Source organism: Bacillus sp. TH25 (assembly GCF_016650935.1).
In the GTDB taxonomy this organism is placed as follows: Bacteria; Bacillota; Bacilli; order Bacillales; family Bacillaceae_G; genus Bacillus_A; species Bacillus_A mycoides.
Genome location: NZ_JAEKEU010000003.1, coordinates 1 through 19,513 on the forward strand (window position 1 = coordinate 1; position 19,513 = coordinate 19,513).

A 19,513-nucleotide genomic window follows, 5' to 3' on the forward strand; every position below is an offset into this window, starting at 1 on the left:
GGCAGCAAGGGGGCTTCTGTCGTCTATAAGGTGAAGAATAATTGTACCCAGTAGTATAAGAGGAATAATGTGACGACTGTTGTGAGTGGGATTACGATGAGAGATACGCTTAAATAATCTTTCCATTTCACTTTAATTTTGTTTTGTCTTAAGATATACATCCAAATGAGGGAAGCTAGTGTACCGATTGGTAATAATAGTGAACCGATGTCACTACCGATGATATTTGCGAGATAGATAGTTTTTAATGTGACTGGATCTAGTCCCATTTCTGTTAATGTGATTGTACCAATCATAAGTGCAGGGTGGTTATTGAAGACGTTAGAGAGGAGGGAAACGAGTCCGCCCATTGCAAAGCTGGCATAGAGTAGATGCTGACTTACAACTGGTTCGAGCCAACTTACAAGTGCCGCTGTTAACCCTGCGTTATGAAGCCCGTAAATAATTACATACATAGAGAAAGCGAAAATTAAAATGTGCCACGGTGTCTTTTTTAAAATATCGACTGGGTTTGTTCGTAAGTTTTTCGCATATCCGAAAAAAGGTAATGCTCGTTACAGTACGTTTATTCACCGTGATGAGATGTTTCCGGCATTAAACGTTGGAGATGATGGATATGTGGGGGAAAGTGAAATTAAATTTGCGCGAATGGTAAGTATGGATGACGTTTTCACTGTTGTTGGTTTAAAACGTGAAAAGAAAAAAGCGAAGAAAACACCTGCAGCGAGTCAATGTGTTGCTGATTATGCTGATCGAATTCAAGATGTGGAAACACTATTGACTGACCATCCGACTGAGTTGAAATTCTATCAAAGTTTAACACCTGGATATCAAAAAGATTGGGCACGTAATTTATTTTCTGTAAAACAAGAAAAAACACGCGATAAACGTCTTGAGAAAATGATTGAAATCCTTTCACAAGGCTATAAAACAATTGAATTATTCCGTAAGAAGAAAAAATAATGTTTAGGAACGTCACAATGATGCAACAATTAATTACGTTGAGCACATTGAAAAAAGGATTGCTTTCAGTATACTAAAATATGTTCTTATATTTAAATAATTAGCAAAAGAGAAAAGGTGTTTGAAATGAAATCGTATATTGTAGTTGGAGCTGGAATTTTAGGGGCATCTACTGCCTATCACCTTGCTAAGGCCGGTGCAAATGTAACAATTGTTGATCGTCAAGAGTTAGGTCAAGCAACTGATGCAGCAGCGGGTATTGTATGCCCATGGCTTTCACAGCGCCGTAATAAAGCATGGTATAAAATCGTTAAAGGCGGTGCGCGTTACTATTCTTCGTTAATTCAGCAATTAGAAGAAGACGGTGAAACGGATACAGGTTACAACCGTGTAGGTGCAATTAGTTTACATACTGATGAGAAAAAACTAGATCAAATGGAAGAGCGAGCGTATAAACGCCGTGAAGATGCACCGGAGATTGGTGAAATCACTCGTTTATCAGCTGAAGAAACGAAAAAATTATTCCCAGCATTATCGGAAGAATATAGTTCTGTTCATATTAGTGGCGCTGCACGAGTAAATGGAAGATTATTACGCAACGCATTAATAAGCGCTGCGAAAAAGCATGGTGCAACTTTCATAAAAGGTGATGCAGTATTAGTCCGTGAAGGGAATCATATTACGGGAGTTAAAGTAAATGACGAAACAATTGTAGCTGAAAAGGTAATGGTAACTGCAGGCGCATGGGCGAATGAAATCTTGAACCCATTAGGAATTAATTTCTTAGTTACGTTCCAAAAAGGACAAATTGTTCATTTACAAATGGAAAATACAGCAACAGAAAATATGCCAGTTGTTATGCCGCCGAACGATCAATATATTTTGACATTTGACAATGGCCATGTCGTAATTGGTGCAACACATGAAAACGATACTGGATTTGACCACCGTGTAACTGCAGGTGGTTTACATGAAGTATTCCATAAAGCATTAACAGTTGCGCCTGGCTTGGAAGATGGCAAAATGATTGAAACAAGAGTTGGCTTTAGACCGTTTACACCAGGGTTCTTACCTGTTATTGGACCACTACCTAATTTTGAAGGCATACTCATTGCGAACGGATTAGGTGCTTCAGGATTAACAGCAGGTCCATACTTAGGATCTGAACTTGCGAAACTTGCGTTAGGGCAACCGATTGAATTAGATTTAAATGATTATGATGTTGCTGGGGCAATGGAATAGTAATAAACAAAAAAGATTAGGAGTGATTTCCTAATCTTTTTGTTATGTTATTTGGGCGTAACTAAGTATTTTGGGAGGTAGGAGTTCTTTTAAACAAGGGGTACCACCACATCGTTATCAAGCTAAAAAAATAGATAACCCACAAAATAAAGCGATATACGTGATCTCAATTAAAATTTTTTAAACCTAATTGGACTTACCATTAAGAGAGCGAGGATTAATGTAATCCATGCATTGCTATATGAAAACAATCCCATACCGGCCAATGGTAATCCAGCAGCTGGAATAGGTAATCCCTTAAAATATCCAATGGTTGGTTTTACACTAAATTTAGCTAATCTTAAAGCACCCATCGTTGGGAAAAGGATAAATGCCAAAGAAGTTAAAATAGATGGTGTTGCTATCGAATGAAATAAAAGTGCAGGAGCAACTCCGAAACTAACAATATCAGCTAAGGAATCCAATTGTACACCAAACTCACTGTTCACTTTTAATTTTCTCGCAATTCTTCCATCAAGGAGATCTAAAACAGCTGAAAAGAAAATAAAAAGGGAGGCTACTTCCAAATAGTCACTCATATTCATGGTAATTGAAAAAACACCGCACAATAAATTTCCAATCGTAAATAAATTGGGTACAGCTTTTACTATCTGATTGAACAAGGTTGTCCCCCCTAAGTTGATCAAACTTCACATTTATGTAGCATTTTCTATATATTCTTCCGTTATTCTTGAAAATATATGACCATTGTATGCTAAGTAAATTTCGACAAGAGAAAAGCCGATTTCCTGTACGTTATGTTGGTTTATAAACATGTTTGATCAAAGTTAAGTCTATTCTCTCTAAAAGTTGCATCATATCTTCATATAGTCATAAAATTAATCTGTGGCCAAAAATACGTAAAGAGCTGCTAGAATGAATTACTGAGAATACGAAGAATAAAGGAGAGAAACGGAGTAAAAACTAAAAAAATTAGATAAGGAAAATGGAGAGATGAATTAAATGTTAAAGATCATTAAACATTTAAAACCATTTGTTGCTTCCATCATTGCAGTTGTATGTCTTTTAACTGTGCAGGCAGTATGTGATCTATCACTGCCAGACTACATGTCTAACATTGTCAATGTAGGGATTCAACAAAAAGGTGTAGAAAATGCAGTACCTGAGGTTATTCGTAAAAGTGAACTGGATAAACTTACGCTCTTTATGAATGAAAATGAGAAGAAAAAAGTAGCTGACAACTATGTGCTTTTAGATAAGAACAACCTCTCTCAAAGTGAATTGAAAAATGACTTAAAAGATTATCCGCAGCTTGATAAAGAGCCACTTTATAAGCTACATACAGAAGATAAAAAAATAATTAACGAACTTAACGATATCTTTGGGAAACCAATGTTAATTACACAAGGAATTGAAAAAGGTGGCTCATCTGCTTTCTCTCCTGCTGCGACAGGTGACAACAACACACCAGCGAAGCTGCCGCCAAATACAGATCCTTTTGCAATCATTGCGAAACTTCCTCAAGATCAAATCAATGCAATGAAAGAAAAGGCAGATGAAAAGTTTAAGAATATGCCAGGTAGCATGGTAACACAATCAGCTGTTTCATACATTGAGAATGAGTATAAGAAAATCGGTATCAATATTGATAAACTTCAATCTAATTTTATTCTTACTTCCGGCGGGAAAATGCTACTTTTATCCTTAGTAAGTATGGCAGCTACCGTTATCGTGAGTTTACTTGCTGCAAAAGTAGCTGCAGGACTCGGCAGAGACCTTAGAAAGAAAGTATTCCGGAAAGTTACAAACTTCTCGAATGCGGAGTTTGATAAGTTTTCCACTGCATCTCTAATCACAAGAAGTACAAATGATATCCAACAAGTTCAAACACTTATGGTTATGATGCTTCGCATTGTATTCTATGCACCAATTTTAGGTATCGGCGGCATTATTAAAGTACTTACTACAGACCTTTCAATGGGATGGATTATCGCAGTTGCGGTAATTGCGATTTTAAGCCTAGTCATTGGTTTATTTAGCATCGCGATTCCTAAGTTTAAGCGTATCCAAAAGTTAGTAGATAAAATTAACTTAATCACTCGTGAATCTTTAACCGGTATGCTCGTTATTCGTGCTTTTAATACTCAAAAACATGAAGAAAAGAAATTTGAAAAAGGAAATCAAGATTTAACAAAAACAAATTTATTTGTAAGCCGTTTAATGTCATTTATGATGCCAATGATGATGTTTATCATGAATGCCGTTACTGTACTTATTATTTGGGTTGGATCACACCAAGTGGATATGGGACATATGCAAGTTGGTGATTTGATGGCATTTATGCAATATACAATGCAAATCATCATGGCCTTCTTAATGATTTCAATGGTATCTATTATGGTTCCACGTGCTTCAGTTTCCGCACAACGTATCGCAGAAGTTTTAGATACTGACATTACCATTAGTGATGTAAAAGAGCCGAAAACATTTGCTTCAGACAAGAAAGGTTACGTTGAATTTAAAAATGTTGGCTTTAGATACCCAGGTGCAGAAGAAGATGTGCTTTCCAATATCACCTTTACTGCAAAACCTGGTGAAACGACAGCTTTCATCGGAAGTACAGGTAGTGGTAAATCAACATTAATCAACTTAATTCCACGCTTTTACGATGTCACAAGCGGCCAAATATTAATAGATGGCACGGATATTAGAGAAGTATCTCAGAAGGAATTAAGAGAGAAAATTGGTTATGTACCGCAAAAAGGAGTTCTCTTCTCAGGTACAATCGAGAGTAATTTGAAATATGGTAAAAAAGAAGCAACTGAAGAAGAACTCGAAAAAGCGGCGGAAATCGCGCAAGCTATGGAGTTTATTAACGCGAAACCTGAAAGCTTCCGTACAGAAATATCACAAGGTGGTACGAACGTTTCCGGTGGTCAAAAACAAAGACTTTCTATTGCGCGTGCTCTTACGAAAAAATCGGAAATCTTCATATTCGATGATAGTTTCTCAGCTCTTGACTTTAAGACAGACGCAGCATTGCGCAGAGCTTTAAACAATGAGATTACAGGAAGTACTATTTTACTTATTGCCCAAAGAATCAGTACAATCATGAATGCCGATAAGATTATTGTACTTGACGAAGGAAAAATAATTGGAACTGGTACTCATGAAGAGCTTATGGAAAACTGTGAAGTTTATAAGCAAATTGCTTTATCACAACTTTCAAGAGAGGAGTTGTCATCATGAGTGATAGAAAAATAGAAAATAGAAAACAAAGCGGCCCTGGTCCTGGCGGTGGCGGTCCTATGGGCGGCGGCATGAGAAAGATTGAGAAAGCAAAAAACTTCAAAGGAACGATGAATAAACTCCTTCAATACTTGAAGCCCTATAAATTATCAATCTTAATCGTTATCCTTTTCGCAATCGGCAGTGCAGCCTTTACAATCGTTGGTCCAAAAATTTTAGGAAACGCGACAACAAAACTTTTCGAAGGACTCGTAAGCAAAGTATCAGGAGCACCCGGTGCGGCCATTGACTTTACCTATATCGGAAACATTGTCATTTTACTCCTTGGATTATATATACTGAGCACTGTGTTTGGTATTATCCAGGGGTACATTATTTCTGGAGTAGCTCAAAAAGTATCTTATAACTTCAGAAAAGAAATCGATGAAAAAATTAACCGTATGCCGCTGAAATACTTTGATAAAACAACGCACGGCGAAGTATTATCGAGAATTACAAATGACGTAGATACGGTGAGCCAAACTTTAAACCAAAGTATGTCGCAAATCATCACATCCGTTATTACAATCATCGGTGTACTTATCATGATGTTATCAATCAGCTGGCAAATGACATTAGTGGCGCTTTTAATATTGCCAGTATCGATGATTCTCATCATGGCAGTCGTAAAACGATCACAAAAATACTTCAAATCCCAGCAAGAATATTTAGGACACGTAAACGGTCAGGTCGAAGAAATTTATAGTGGTCACAATATCGTAAAAGCCTTCAACAAAGAAGAAGAAGAAGTAAAAAAATTCGAAAAGGTAAATGATACCCTTTACCATTCCGCATGGAAATCTCAATTTTTATCTGGAATGATGATGCCGATTATGACATTTATCGGTAATATCGGTTACGTCGCTGTATCTATTTTAGGTGGGTGGCTTGCGGTAAAGAGAACCATCGCAGTTGGAGACATTTTAGCCTTTGTGCAATATGTTAGAAGCTTTACGCAACCAATCGCTCAAGTAGCACAAATCGCGAACGTACTTCAATCTACTGCAGCTGCTGCAGAAAGAGTCTTCGAATTTTTAGAAGAAGAAGAGGAAGTGCCAGAAACAGAAAATCCAGTGAAGCTGCAAAAAGTTCAAGGAGAAGTTACCTTCCAAGATGTTCAATTTGGATACAATCCAGATAAGATCATCATCAATAATTTCTCATCTAACATTAAACCTGGACAAAAAGTAGCAATCGTCGGACCAACCGGAGCTGGTAAAACAACGATTGTAAAACTGTTAATGCGTTTCTATGACATAAACAGCGGTGCAATATGTATCGACGGTCACGATATAAAAGACTTCACGCGAGAAGACTTGCGCAACATGTTTGGTATGGTACTTCAAGACACTTGGCTATTTAACGGCTCCATCATGGAAAATATACGTTACGGTAGACTCGATGCTACAGACGAAGAAGTAATTGAAGCAGCGAAAGCAGCTCACGTTCACAACTTCGTAAAAACATTACCAAATAAATATCAAATGGAACTAAACGAAGAAGCAAGCAACGTATCCCAAGGACAAAAGCAACTACTAACAATTGCCCGCGCCCTTATTGCAGATCCGAAAATATTAATACTCGATGAAGCAACAAGCTCCATTGACACTCGTACAGAAGTACTGATTCAAAAAGCGATGGAAAACCTTATGGAAGGTAGAACAAGCTTCATTATCGCTCATAGATTATCAACAATACGTGATGCAGATTTAATCCTTGTCATGAAAGACGGAGATATTGTAGAACAAGGTAATCATGAAGAGTTATTGAAAGCTGATGGTTTCTATGCTTCGCTTTATAATAGTCAGTTTGAAGGTGCGGATGCTTCTTGAGTTAGGTGAAAGTCCATTTAAATAACTAAACCCACGAAGAAAATGCATTTTCTTCGTGGGTTTTTATTATTTTTAAGGTTCTGTTACAAAGTTTTTAAAAGTAAGCTAGACTTTTGCAAAACAGAGTGAGGAGCATGATAAATGGGATGTTTTAAAGGGAAACAATTTAAAAAGAACATTAGAAGATTAATTAATACATTCTTGTAATGTTTTAGTGTTTCTCCTCCTTCTCTTGTTTTATGAATATCTCCAAAGATAAGGAGCATTTCTTCCCGATTAATTGTTGCACAACGGATAACCGGTTTAATTAAAGGGAATTATCAAAAAGGGTACTATAAAATAGAACAAACCAAAGAAATAGATAAGGAGTGAGCAAGCGATGGATAAAATGATTAATTCGGGCAACTTTGGTTTACAAAGGGGACCTGCTCAAAAAACGGTTGGCCAGTATTTGTTCGATTGCCTGAAACTCGAGGGCATTACCGAAATTTTTGGTGTGGCAGGGGACTATAATTTTACACTTCTTGATACTTTGGAGTGTTATAACGGCATCCGTTTTATAGAAGGACGAAATGAACTAAACTCGGGCTACGCTGCAGATGGCTATGCAAGAATCAAAGGAATATCGGCTCTTATTACGACATTTGGAGTCGGGGAGCTCAGCGCATGCAATGCGATAGCGGGAGCCAACAGCGAGCATGTGCCAATAATACACATTGTGGGTGCCCCTCCTGAGAAGGATCAAAAAGAGCATAAGCTGATGCACCACACCTTAATGGATGGAAATTTTGACATCTTTCGCAAGGTGTATGAGCAGATAACGGCTTATACTGCCGTGCTTACACCAGAAAATGCCAAGATTGAGATTCAGACTGCGATTCGCATTGCTAAGGAAAAGAAAAAGCCGGTATACCTGGTTGTGGCTAATGATTTAGTGACCAAGCCGATTAAAGTCTGGGCAGAACCGGCACCACCACGTCCAACATCCAACCCGAATACCCTTCAGGCTGCAGTGAATCATGTCCGTCCGCTTTTGGAACGTTCCCACCGACCAGTTATCTTGGTGGATGTGAAAACGATGCGATTCGGCCTTCAGACAGCGACTCAGCAGCTAGCCGATGCAATGAATGTGCCTGTTGTAACGATGATTTACGGGAAGGGCGGATTCGACGAGAACCATCCAAATTATATAGGAATGTATTTAGGCTCTTTCGGGAGGACTGAAGTCCAAAGTACAGTGGAGAATGCAGATTGTATCATTGCGATTGGTATGGTATGGGCGGATACAAACACCGCAAGTTTTACCGCAAAGCTGAACCCACTAATAACTGTCAATATTCAACCAGATATAGTTAAAATCGCTGAGGCGGAATATCCGAATGTTCTTGCAGCCGACATGCTACTTGCTGTGCAGAAGTTGAGTTATACAGGCAAAAGTTTGACAAAAAAATTGTCATTCCCTTATGAGCAATTCACAACTACTGCCGACGGACCTCTAATGGCTGACGGCTATTATCCGCGTTTTCAGCGTATGCTGAAAGAGGGTGATATTGTAATCGCCGAGACCGGAACGTTCTATTATGGAATGGGAGAGGTAAGACTGCCGGGCAATGTAACATATATTGGACAAGGTGGATGGCAGTCCATCGGTTACGCAATCCCTTCGGCGTTTGGTGCTATTATGGCCGCGCCGGAACGCCGAGTACTGGTGTTTACAGGTGACGGTGCCTTGCAGCTAACGGCACAGGAAATCAGTTCTATGCTCTATTACGGCTGCAAGCCCATAATCTTTGTTTTGAACAACGATGGTTATACAATCGAGAGATATTTAAATGTCAAAACAGAGGATCAAAAGTACAACGAAATCCCTCGATGGTCTTACACCAAGCTGGCCGAAGCTTTTGGAGGTAACGCGTTTACCGTTACGGTCCGGACCTATGGAGAGCTTGATCAGGCTATAATCCATGCTGAAAAGGAAAGCGCCGAAAGACTCTGTATAATTGAAATGATCGCAGGGAATTCGATGGACGCACCTGAATATATGCGACGGATGCGTAGTTATATGGAGAATCAGGAAATGCAGCGCGGTCAGAAATAGTATCCAATTCCCTAGTCCCTAATTGGATACTATTTGAACAGTTCTAATCATATTCTTTTAATAAAACGCAATTAAAGGGGTGTAAAGTAAGTTGACAAAAGTTAAGGTTAGTTTACGACCCATTGCAAGTAAGTTCAATTTACCTACTGTTTTGAAAACAACTATACTACCAGGTGACTCAATTGAAAGGTTATTTATTGCAACCCAGGTAGGAGAAATCTTTTACATAAGAGACGGAGTTATAAGGACTTTTTTAGATATTCGCCCGCGAATTATCAAATTAGGCACGTTTGAAGAAGGTGTCTCTAGTAGCGGTTATGATGAACGCGGATTGCTAGGACTAGCGTTTCATCCACAATTTTATCAAAACGGTTTATTTTACCTTCATTATTCAGTAGCTGGCACTCAAGGTCCGGGTGCCCTTTCTGAACCTTTTAAACCTAATCCGTGTGATCCGAAAACTTTAAACTTAAAGTGGATAAATAGGGATACTCAATATGATCATATTGATACGGTTGAGGAATGGATTTTACAATCACATAGTCAACCTCAAAAACGACGGACATTACTTAACATAAGAAGGCCCTTTTTTAATCATAACGGAGTCAATAGTTTAAACTTTTCACCTGAGAGTGGAAAACTTGTTTTTACAAATGGAGATGGTGGATCGGGTTATGATCCATTTAATTTAAGCCAGGATGATTTAGAAATAGCGGGTAAAATAATTGAAATTGATGTAAGTAAAAATACATTCATAAATAACCCTCCAGTAGTTACACGCTTTAATGAGTTTCCTTTATCTATACAAGAAACACTTACAGTAATTGCGAAAGGAGTTCGGAATATAACAGGTATTTCATTTCAAAGGTTTTATAATCAGTATATCAAATATGCTGGAAATGTCGGGCAGGATATTGTAGAGTCTATTTTTTCGTTTGTTCATTATAAACCCATACCGGTTACCGAACTTGTTCAAACGTATTTAATGAGATCCACTCCCAATCAAGATGGATTTATTAATTTTGGTTGGCGAGGATGGGAAGGAGAATTTCCTACTTCTTTTATAAGGCACTGTTCTGAAAATCCTACTTTGGATGAGAGAACAATGGCTTATTATAATGAAACAATAGAAACATCAGTGAGGCGCATACAGCCCCTAATTAGTTATTTTCATAAAGATTCCAGAGCAGATAAGTTTGGAGGAACCTCACTTACAGGAGTACAACCATATATGGGAACTACAATTCCTAGTTTAACTGGTAGTATCGTGTTTACTGATCTTGCTAAGAAAGAAGAATTTCAATCTCCAGTAAAGGGAGTGTTAGCTTTTACTAGAGCAGCTCTAGACGGGAAACGTAATGATTTTCATGTTATTGAAACCAATTATGATTTTGGTGCTCAAGCAGCTTATTATATGAGCTTGGGAACAAACGGAGATCAAACTAGATTATATTTAGGGGTTTATGGATCTATGAAAGTAACGGATTTTAACAAAGGTACTATTTTTGAAATTGTTCCATGATACGGTATAAACTCTTAGTCTAAAAATATATGGAATTCATACTTTTTCAAACGCACGACTTAGCGCCTCTTAAAAAACCTTCTATGGATAAACATCTATTGTATAGTGATTCCTAACAAGCAGAAAGTAAAACATAACCAATAAGTATTTGAATAAAAATAAAAAGTGGTGAATTAGGTCTCTTTAGGGGGGAATTTGATGAATCGCTTTAGATGTTATTGGTATCAATGGATGATAGAGCAGGATGCGAATTTTGTTCATAAAAGAAAGGTGACGCCTGCAAGTAGGTTAGTCATTACAGCATTACTCGGTTCATTTGCTGCTATTTTTCAATCTGCTGGGAACTTAATCCCTGGAATTGGGTTATTTATTAGTCCTTTCGCGACGCTACCGATTTTTCTAGCTATTTGTTATTCTATTCGTGAGGGAGTACTTTCTTATATTCTTACTATTTTCCTACTATTCATTATTGAGCCAAGTGAACTAATTGTCTTTCCCTTTACTACAGGATTATTAGGTATAGCGTTAGGAGTATCCTTTTTACAATTCAAGAAGAGGATTTGGATAGTTTCCTTTTCAGCATTATGTCTACTTATAGGAATTATGATCGTTCTCGATATATTCCGCTTTCCAGTACTTGGTCCTACTGTTCATACAATTATGGATATAAAAGTTATTACATTAATATTTATACTGAGTTTTCTATACTGCTGGATCTATGCAGAGCTGTGTAGAATAATAATGAATAGAGTATATAAAGTATGGTCTTAACAATTGTATAAAATCTTTTTGAACGAATACACTTTTTCATATATTTTCAAAGATTGGAGATGTAAGCCATGTATAACGTTGAAATTAGAAGGCCGAATTCGGATGATATAGATGAACTATACTTGTTTTTTCGTATAGTTATTACGAATACATATAAAAATGAAGGGTTATCCCAATTATTAGATGACATAGAAAATGAAATTAACACGAAAAAGCAATATTTGAAAAATGATTTTGATAGTAATGGAGAAAGTCGTTACTTTTTATTAGCAATAGATACAAGTAACGATAAAATCATTGGAACGATTGAAATCGGTCCAGCAAGTACATTGATTAATAGTTGTACAGACGGTGCACTTAAGGATTTGTATGAAATAGGAACTGTATTTATACTTCCGGAGTATCAAAGAAAAGGTATAGGGAGTTTACTACTAAATACAATGTATCTTACATTACTTAGCAGAGGAATAATCGAATGCTGTTTAGATAGTGGATACAAAAAAGCACAAAGTATATGGACAAAAAAGTTTGGAAAACCTAGTTATATGCTGAAGGATTATTGGGGCGAATCAAACGATCATATGATTTGGAGAAAAAGTTTACATGATATACCTATAATATTTGAATTATAAAATGAAATATCTCTCTTAACATAGCTTTTCTTACATACTTATGCTATTATTTATCTTTATAATAAAAGAGGACGTGAATGAACTTGATTAAAATTAATATTCCTGAAGCTGATGTTTCAATTACTGAACGTAACCAAGTTATTAAAGGAGACGAGCCATTAATTACTCCAATTAACGGTTTTATCGATTTCCACTTGTTCCCTAGAGATAAAGGCGGCATTTTTATGTTTTACAATATTAATGACGAACTTCTTTTCGTAGGTAAAGCTCGTAAAATTAGACAACGTATTAAAAAGCATTTTGAAGATAATGTTTCACCAATCAAAAATAATCGTGATGAAGTATACCGTATCGATGCATGTATCGTAGAAGATCCAACTGAAAGAGAAATTTACGAAACATACATCATTAATAAGTACAAAGCGAAATATAACGTTGATAAAGTGTTTTATAAATAAGTAAAAAAAACAATCCTAGCACATATACTAGGATTGTTTTTTTGTGTTTCATTCTTCATTTCTTTCTCCTTTTTTAAAATGATTAGCAGCAATTAAACAGAAAAGCCCTATAAATAAAATTATAATTCCAAGCGTTTTATGTTTTCCTTCAAAAAAAGGAATATCTGAAATAACATTTGTCATACATAACCCTATAAACACAAGGATAGGTCCTGCCCACAGTAATACATTGCCGAATTTCGTATGTTGCCACATAGTAACCCTCCTTACTCCTTTTTACATATATATCCATGAAATAAAAGTAAATTCATAGAGAAAAATAGTTTTTTTCATATCGAAAATTGAACCTTCATATATTGGTACAAGCAAACGAGAAAGGGGACCATCATGAATTGGTTAGAAGCTTTTATATTAGGGATAATACAAGGTTTAACAGAGTTTTTACCGATTAGTAGTACAGGACATCTTTATTTAGGAAGGCATTTGTTTCAATTAGATGAAGCTGGATTATTTTTAGATACGATGCTGCATATCGGGACTTTGCTTGCAGTGTTTATTTATTACAAAAAAGAATTTATATACTTAATTAAAAATCCATTTTCAAAACTAATGTTATTACTTATTGTTGGGACGATACCTGCAGTTGTAATCGGATTGTTATTTAAAGACTTCTTTGAAGATATTTCAAAAACAGGTATTACCATTGGATGGGAGTTTTTAGTGACAGGTTTCTTTCTCTACATGGCCGATAAACAAAAAAATGGTCGTAAAAAAATGGATGACATTACATATAAAGATGCATTTATCATCGGTTCATTTCAAGCGGCTGCTATTTTTCCGGCAATTTCCCGTTCTGGTATGACAATCGTCGCTGCATTATGGAGGAAGCTAGACCGTGAAACGGCTGCTTACTTTTCTTTTTTATTATCAACTCCAGCCATTGTTGGAGCTATCATTTTGCAATTTGTAGATGTTTATCAAGGGAAAGCAGAATCTATTTCTAGTACATCTTTAATTGTCGGCACGTTATCAGCAGCGTTCTTTGGTTACATAGCAGTTTCATGGATGATTCAATATTTAAAACGTCACTCCTTAAAAGTATTCGCGTATTACGTATGGGGATTAGGTATTTTAATTTTAACGTTGCAATTTACTCATGTGTTTTAATTTAGTAATTCTTCGTTTAGATCCTGTTTCATTCATACAAGGCAGGATCTTTTTTCATTAAGGGGGAAAATATGTTTAATAAGGCTATCGTTATTGGCGGAAGTATAGCAGGAAAACTCGCAGCAAAAGCATTATCAGCTTCTTTTAAAGAAGTAATCATTATAGAAGTCGGCGAAAGATGGGATGGAAAAGCTTTGAGAAAAAGAGTTCCACAAAGTAATCATCCTCATGTGTTATTAAAAGGCGGAGAAAATGCAATCGAGGAATTGTTTCCTACTATTACTAATGAATTAATAGAAGCAGGCAGCATCGTAAATAACTTTACTCGTGATTTAAAATGGCATCAATTTGGTTTATGGAAACAGCCATTCATAGGAGAAGTGCATATGATTCAACAAAGTAGGCTTTTGCTTGAATGGCATATTCAAAAAAGAATTGCTCAAATTTCAAATGTTATCATTAAATTTGGAACATTGGTTGAAGGGTTATTAGTAGATGGAAAGCTTAACAAAGTATGTGGAGTAAAAGCTAAATGTTTAGAGACTGGCACGCAAGAAGAAATTCAAGCAGATATTGTTGTTGATGCGAGTGGATTCGGTTCAAAAAGTATAGCGTGGTTACGTGAATACAATATCGAAGTGCAAGAAGAGAAAGTGCGTATTGATTTATTTTACGCAACTAAAATGTTTAAACTCAAAGAAAATGAGAAATTAGACTGCTGTAATATGCTAATGTCTCCAAGTTTCCCTGACAATCCGTATGGTGTTCTTATTCAAACGATTGAGGATAATCGTTATTTTGTTACTTTCAGCGGATACGCAAATGAGAACGCACCACAAACAGATGATGAGTTTTATGATTTCGCTGAAAATCTATCAATCCCTAATGTGACAGATTTTCTAAACAAAGCTGAGGGAATTACTGATATAAAGACATACAAAATTCCTTATCAAGTACGTCGGCGATTTGATTTAGTTAATCATTTACCAGAAGGTTTGTTAGTAGTCGGAGATGCACAATGTCGTTTTGATCCCGTTTTCGGTCAGGGAGTTTCAGTTGCGGCTATGGAAGCTTACCAGTTGCAATTACTACTACAAGATAGAAAAGGTCTCGATAAAACATTTACACAACAGTTTTATAAGAAGGCTACGAACATCATACAAACTCCTTGGGAAATGACTACAACGGAAATATCACGTCATCCTCAGCTAAAAAGAGAATTAACAATAAAGCAAAAATTTCAGCTATGGTATACGAAACAAATATATCAACTATCTGCAAGTGACTCTGAAGTTTATATTCGATTAGTAAGAGTGATGAATTTAATTCGTAGTCCATTTCACCTATTTCATCCGAAAGTGCTACTTGCTGTATTACTGATGCGAAAGAAATAGCAGGAAAATAATTGGTTAAAAAAGAATATATAACAGTTAGTAGATATAGAAGGAGTAAGCGAGATGAAAATATACATAGAACAATTAAAGAAACAAGACGCTGAAGATTTATTTAACTTTGAACTCACGAACAAATCATTTTTTGAAACAATGGTACCAAGTCGTGGCTCTAATTATTACGTGTATGAATACTTTCAAAAGCAACTTGACGAACTATTAAAAGAACAAACTGAGGGGATTTCTTATTTTCATCTCATACGTAATACAGAAAAAGAAATTGTAGGACGTATCAATTTAGTTGATGTAGATAAGGAAAAACGAATTGGGTCGTTAGGCTACCGAGTTGGAGAGGATTTTACAAAAAAAGGAGTTGCAGCATCATCTGTAAAATTGATTTTGGCTCAAGCAAGAGTCTATGAAATTAATGAAATACATGCTATGACAACAACAAATAACATAGCTTCACAAATTGTATTAGAAAAGAGCGGGTTTTCTCGTGAAAAGGAAGCGGATACAACTACTGTAGATTTAAACGGGGAAAACGTAAATTTCGTACATTATATTTGGAGGACTACTAAGAATTAAAAATGATAGGGGGACATGTACATGAAGGATTTACGTTATCCAATAGGCCAATTTACTTACGTAGGCACTATTACAGAAGAAATAATTGATAAATGGATTCAAGAAATAGAGGATTTACCTAATGAATTAGCAAGAGCGATAAAAGATTTAGATCAGAAGCAGTTAGATACACCGTATCGCGTTGGTGGATGGACTGTTCGCCAAGTTGTTCATCATGTTGTTGATAGTCATATGAATAGCTACATACGCTTTAAATTAGCACTGACAGAAAAGAATCCAACTATTAAACCGTACAAAGAAGAAAAATGGGCAGAGCTACCTGACTCGAAATTACCAGTAGATGTTTCACTTGTAATGCTAGATTCATTACATAAAAGATGGGTTAACTTATTATATTCTTTAGAACCGGCAGATTTAGAAAAGACATTTAATCATCCTGAATCAGGAGAAACAAAACTTGCTGCTGCAATTGGACTATATGCATGGCATGGTCGTCATCATACAGCTCATATTACTTCTTTAAGAGAGCGTTTAAATTGGTAACATTAGAGAAGGCGACAGAAATTGATGCAGAGATTATATTTCAAATGCAAGTAGAATCATTTAGTTCATTATTAGAAAAGTATAAGGACTATGAAACAAGTCCGGCAAATGAACGTATTGAAAGAACGATTTCAAGAATAAATAATCTGGACGGTGGATTTTATAAAATTTTCGTAAATACGAATCTTGTCGGCGCGATATGTATATCACGTAAAGAAGGGGCATCTAAATTTTGGATAAGTCCGATGTTTATTATTCCAAACTATCAAGGGAACGGAATTGCTCAAAAAGTATTAATTTTAATCGAGGAGATGTTTCCGGAAATAACGACTTTGGAGCTTGCTACAATTTTAGAGGAAGAGCGAAATTGTTTTCTATACGAAAAGATGGGATATATAAGAACGGAATTTAAAAAGAAATTAAATGATAAAGCAACTTTAATTTATTATAAAAAAGAAAGGTAAAGCACATTTTAAATGCTTTACCTTTTTATGTTATTTAAGATTAAATATACAAAATTAATGTATATTCTTCCAATAAGTTCGGGTTAGTAATTTTGAAAGTGAATAAATATACAAAAATGTGTTATTTTGTCGTATATGTTACTAATGCTTTTTGAATGCTTAAAATACTATCGTCACCTTTAAATTCTTTCGTAATTGGATCATCCATACTAGATACCCAAATTTTAAGCTCTGCATCTAAATCAAAATGCCCAGCTGTTTCAATGCTAAATTGTGTAATGCTTTTATAAGGAATAGAATGATACTCTGTTTTTTTACCTGATATTCCTTGTTTATCTACTAAAATAAGACGACGATTTGTAAATACGATTAAATCACGAATTAATTTATAAGCATGCTCAACTTTCTCATCGTCTAGCATAATCTTTTCTAAATCACGTTCAACGCTTTCTGTACTCGCACTTGATGCATTTCCTAAAATACCACTAAATAAACCCATATGAAATTCCTCCTTTATAATATGTGGAATGAGTTTCTTATATTGTAACACGCTATGCCTAAATACATTATGACATTGCATCTATAGTTTTTTCTGCTTAGTGCAATTATTTTATATAACCTCATCCTAAAATCTTGTGCTAACATGTAAGTAAGAAAACAGAAGCAGAGGGATATAGCATGAAAAATATCGGTTTAGTATTAGAAGGCGGCGGAATGAAAGGATTATATACTGCAGGAGTACTCGAATATTTTATGGAAAGGGACTTATTCTTTCCGTATGTAGTCGGTGTATCCGCCGGAGCGTGTATGGGAGCAACCTATTTGTCACGTCAAAAAGGGAGAAATAAGAAAGTGAATACAGAGTTAGTATCAGATCACAGGTATATATCTTATCGAAACTTGATTCGAAAACGTGAATTATTTGGGATGGACTTTTTATTTGATGAAGTACCTAATAAAATTGTCCCATTTGATTTTCAAACTTTCTTAAACTCAAGTGAACAGTTTGTCATAGGAACGACTGATTGCGAATCAGGACAGGCTGTTTATTATAATAAAACAGATCATGGAAATGATATTTTAAAAATCATTCGTGCATCAAGCTCTGTGCCGTTTATAGCACCTGCTGTAGAATATGATAATCGAAAATTGTTAGATGGAGGGATTATAGATCCTATTCCAGTTTTTAAAGCGCAAAATGATGGTTATTTAAAAAACGTTGTTATAATGACAAAGCCAGAAGGATACGAGAAGCAGCGTAATAAATTTTCTGGGATGGCTAAAATTTTATATAGTAAATATCCGAAAATCGCAGAACATTTAGTAGAACATTATCGTTATTATAATGAAACCGTAACTTATATGAATGGCAACGAACAGAAAGATAATTTTTATGTAATTCAGCCTAGCTTACAACTTCCTATAAGCGGAATAGAAAGAGATAAAGAAAAGCTAGTTAATTTATATAATCTTGGCTATAAAGATGCTCAATATCATTATGAAAAATTATTAAGTTGGATAGAAAAATAAAGGGGTGGAAAGTTGATATTAGGCAAAAAGGTTATTTTTAATGAATTGCAGAAAATGCATAGTCCTCTGCATAAGCCATTTCCCTATCGTGACACACGAAAATTGCAGCAAGACTATAAAAACACATTTAAAGAAGATGACTGTATTAATGCCGATTTAAATTATTATTGGGTGCATACAGCAGGACCTTTAAGTTATGTATTTAATAAAAACGAAGAGAAAATTACATTTCAACAATTAAGGTGGCTACGAATATCATTTTTTGAATGGTTTCCACAATATCGTTTTCTAGAAACAGAAATTGTGAAGTATCCTATTTTGCATAGAGATTTTATGAATTATGAGAAGGCCCAGAAACTATTACTTTACTATCTTACTGAATAAAGACGAAGACGCACAGATTAAATAGCTTGTGCGTTTTTTTAGTTCATAAAATATAATCAACTTGTTTATATAGGAATTCTAATGAGAAGAAAGAAGTACATATAGAATGATGTAAGGGAGGGAGAATAAGTTTAGTAGCCGTTTTCCTTTAAGTTATTGTCCAGCTTGAATATAGTTATTTATGTTAAAATATTTCGAGTGAAATCAAGTTCTTAACGATTTTATCAAACATTAAACAAAATAAATTAGAAACGCAGAAGGGACAGCACTAACATGGAAAACGTGTCAAATAAAGATAAATTGGAATCAATAAAATCTTTACAATCGACAATTCGTAAACTTGAAAATGCTTTTTCACAGATGACTCAAAAAGGAGCAAATACTACCTTAGTGAAAAAAAGGCTTAAAGCCGTTTGTATAGGGCTAGCAGTGTTAGAGAACGTGTGGAATCAAGAAAGTCATCGGTATAGCCAAGAAGAGTTAGCAGAAGCTCGTAATGTCCTTGCTGGTTTGCTCCCATCAATTGAGAGGGCCTATGATAAGTCTAAAGATGGTAGTCCTCAAAGAACACTTTTAACAAGGAGAATTAAAGCATTAGAACTTTCTATTCAAGCAATTGATAACTTAACTACATAGATTA

Annotated in this window: 19 protein-coding genes and 2 pseudogenes; 17 read left to right on the forward strand and 4 right to left on the reverse strand. The window is 35.5% G+C overall.

The window, feature by feature from the left end; genetic code table 11:
* Window positions 1–23: 23 nt before the first annotated feature.
* A pseudogene (locus JFT89_RS01685) lies at window positions 24–521 on the reverse strand (ArsB/NhaD family transporter); the annotation flags it as partial.
* Between the two features lies 1 nt (window position 522).
* Between JFT89_RS01685 and JFT89_RS01690 the strand changes: the two are divergent.
* Both JFT89_RS01690 and JFT89_RS01695 read left to right on the forward strand, forming a co-directional pair.
* A pseudogene (locus JFT89_RS01690) lies at window positions 523–963 on the forward strand (YdeI/OmpD-associated family protein); the annotation flags it as partial.
* 126 nt (window positions 964–1,089) lie between these two features.
* The gene (locus JFT89_RS01695) at window positions 1,090–2,205 is read left to right on the forward strand and encodes an NAD(P)/FAD-dependent oxidoreductase (RefSeq protein ID WP_016095438.1); all 1,116 of its coding nucleotides are present in this window, start codon (window positions 1,090–1,092) and stop codon (window positions 2,203–2,205) included.
* Window positions 2,206–2,375: 170 nt separating this feature from the next.
* Here the strand turns inward: JFT89_RS01695 and pssA are convergent, their stop codons facing one another.
* Window positions 2,376–2,867, reverse strand: coding sequence for a CDP-diacylglycerol--serine O-phosphatidyltransferase (gene pssA, locus JFT89_RS01700; RefSeq protein WP_201039399.1), 492 nt, complete (start codon window positions 2,865–2,867; stop codon window positions 2,376–2,378).
* 340 nt (window positions 2,868–3,207) lie between these two features.
* Here pssA and JFT89_RS01705 point away from each other — a divergent pair, with 340 nt between their 5' ends.
* From JFT89_RS01705 to JFT89_RS01735, 7 genes are all read left to right on the forward strand, one after another.
* Window positions 3,208–5,454: an ABC transporter ATP-binding protein gene (locus tag JFT89_RS01705; protein ID WP_002065728.1), complete on the forward strand. Its 2,247-nt coding sequence runs from the start codon at window positions 3,208–3,210 to the stop codon at window positions 5,452–5,454.
* The gene (locus tag JFT89_RS01710) at window positions 5,451–7,325 is read left to right on the forward strand and encodes an ABC transporter ATP-binding protein (protein ID WP_016095439.1); all 1,875 of its coding nucleotides are present in this window, start codon (window positions 5,451–5,453) and stop codon (window positions 7,323–7,325) included. Before JFT89_RS01705 ends, JFT89_RS01710 begins: the two co-directional genes overlap by 4 nt.
* A 379-nt stretch (window positions 7,326–7,704) precedes the next feature.
* Complete coding sequence (locus tag JFT89_RS01715) at window positions 7,705–9,423, forward strand: alpha-keto acid decarboxylase family protein (RefSeq protein WP_016095440.1); 1,719 nt, start codon at window positions 7,705–7,707, stop codon at window positions 9,421–9,423.
* A gap of 91 nt (window positions 9,424–9,514) precedes the next feature.
* The gene (locus JFT89_RS01720) at window positions 9,515–10,945 is read left to right on the forward strand and encodes a PQQ-dependent sugar dehydrogenase (protein ID WP_201039400.1); all 1,431 of its coding nucleotides are present in this window, start codon (window positions 9,515–9,517) and stop codon (window positions 10,943–10,945) included.
* 198 nt (window positions 10,946–11,143) lie between these two features.
* A complete protein-coding gene (locus tag JFT89_RS01725; protein WP_016095443.1) occupies window positions 11,144–11,716 on the forward strand; it encodes a YybS family protein in 573 nt (190 codons plus the stop codon).
* Between the two features lie 68 nt (window positions 11,717–11,784).
* On the forward strand, window positions 11,785–12,348 hold the full coding sequence (locus JFT89_RS01730; RefSeq protein ID WP_002085337.1) for a GNAT family N-acetyltransferase: 564 nt from the start codon (window positions 11,785–11,787) through the stop codon (window positions 12,346–12,348).
* 77 nt (window positions 12,349–12,425) lie between these two features.
* Window positions 12,426–12,806: a nucleotide excision repair endonuclease gene (locus tag JFT89_RS01735; protein WP_002013261.1), complete on the forward strand. Its 381-nt coding sequence runs from the start codon at window positions 12,426–12,428 to the stop codon at window positions 12,804–12,806.
* A gap of 48 nt (window positions 12,807–12,854) precedes the next feature.
* On the opposite strand, the gene JFT89_RS01740 is transcribed toward JFT89_RS01735, so the two are convergent.
* Window positions 12,855–13,061, reverse strand: a complete 207-nt coding sequence (locus JFT89_RS01740) for a hypothetical protein (protein ID WP_002136543.1) — start codon at window positions 13,059–13,061, stop codon at window positions 12,855–12,857.
* A 132-nt stretch (window positions 13,062–13,193) separates the two neighbouring features.
* On the opposite strand from JFT89_RS01740, the gene JFT89_RS01745 reads away from it, so the two are divergent.
* From JFT89_RS01745 to JFT89_RS01765, 5 genes are all read left to right on the forward strand, one after another.
* On the forward strand, window positions 13,194–13,973 hold the full coding sequence (locus tag JFT89_RS01745; protein WP_002065719.1) for an undecaprenyl-diphosphate phosphatase: 780 nt from the start codon (window positions 13,194–13,196) through the stop codon (window positions 13,971–13,973).
* Between the two features lie 71 nt (window positions 13,974–14,044).
* Window positions 14,045–15,367, forward strand: a complete 1,323-nt coding sequence (locus JFT89_RS01750; RefSeq protein WP_201039401.1) for an NAD(P)/FAD-dependent oxidoreductase — start codon at window positions 14,045–14,047, stop codon at window positions 15,365–15,367.
* A gap of 63 nt (window positions 15,368–15,430) precedes the next feature.
* Window positions 15,431–15,952, forward strand: coding sequence for a GNAT family N-acetyltransferase (locus JFT89_RS01755; RefSeq protein WP_002065717.1), 522 nt, complete (start codon window positions 15,431–15,433; stop codon window positions 15,950–15,952).
* Between the two features lie 21 nt (window positions 15,953–15,973).
* Window positions 15,974–16,495 carry a YfiT family bacillithiol transferase gene (locus tag JFT89_RS01760; RefSeq protein ID WP_002065716.1) on the forward strand — a complete coding sequence of 174 codons (522 nt, stop codon included), beginning with the start codon at window positions 15,974–15,976 and terminating at the stop codon, window positions 16,493–16,495.
* On the forward strand, window positions 16,435–16,959 hold the full coding sequence (locus JFT89_RS01765; protein ID WP_016095444.1) for a GNAT family N-acetyltransferase: 525 nt from the start codon (window positions 16,435–16,437) through the stop codon (window positions 16,957–16,959). The genes JFT89_RS01760 and JFT89_RS01765 overlap by 61 nt, the downstream gene beginning before the upstream one ends.
* A gap of 121 nt (window positions 16,960–17,080) precedes the next feature.
* Here JFT89_RS01765 and JFT89_RS01770 read toward each other — a convergent pair whose 3' ends face one another.
* Window positions 17,081–17,458, reverse strand: coding sequence for a PH domain-containing protein (locus tag JFT89_RS01770; protein ID WP_002065713.1), 378 nt, complete (start codon window positions 17,456–17,458; stop codon window positions 17,081–17,083).
* Between the two features lie 179 nt (window positions 17,459–17,637).
* Between JFT89_RS01770 and JFT89_RS01775 the strand changes: the two genes are divergently transcribed.
* The 3 genes from JFT89_RS01775 to JFT89_RS01785 all read left to right on the forward strand — a co-directional run bounded on the left by JFT89_RS01775 (window position 17,638) and on the right by JFT89_RS01785 (window position 19,509).
* A complete protein-coding gene (locus JFT89_RS01775; RefSeq protein ID WP_016095445.1) occupies window positions 17,638–18,489 on the forward strand; it encodes a patatin-like phospholipase family protein in 852 nt (283 codons plus the stop codon).
* Between the two features lie 12 nt (window positions 18,490–18,501).
* Window positions 18,502–18,873 (forward strand): YxiJ-like family protein, encoded by a 372-nt coding sequence (locus JFT89_RS01780; RefSeq protein ID WP_201039402.1) that lies wholly within the window; start codon window positions 18,502–18,504, stop codon window positions 18,871–18,873.
* A gap of 273 nt (window positions 18,874–19,146) precedes the next feature.
* Window positions 19,147–19,509, forward strand: coding sequence for a hypothetical protein (locus JFT89_RS01785; RefSeq protein WP_016095447.1), 363 nt, complete (start codon window positions 19,147–19,149; stop codon window positions 19,507–19,509).
* Window positions 19,510–19,513: the final 4 nt, after the last annotated feature.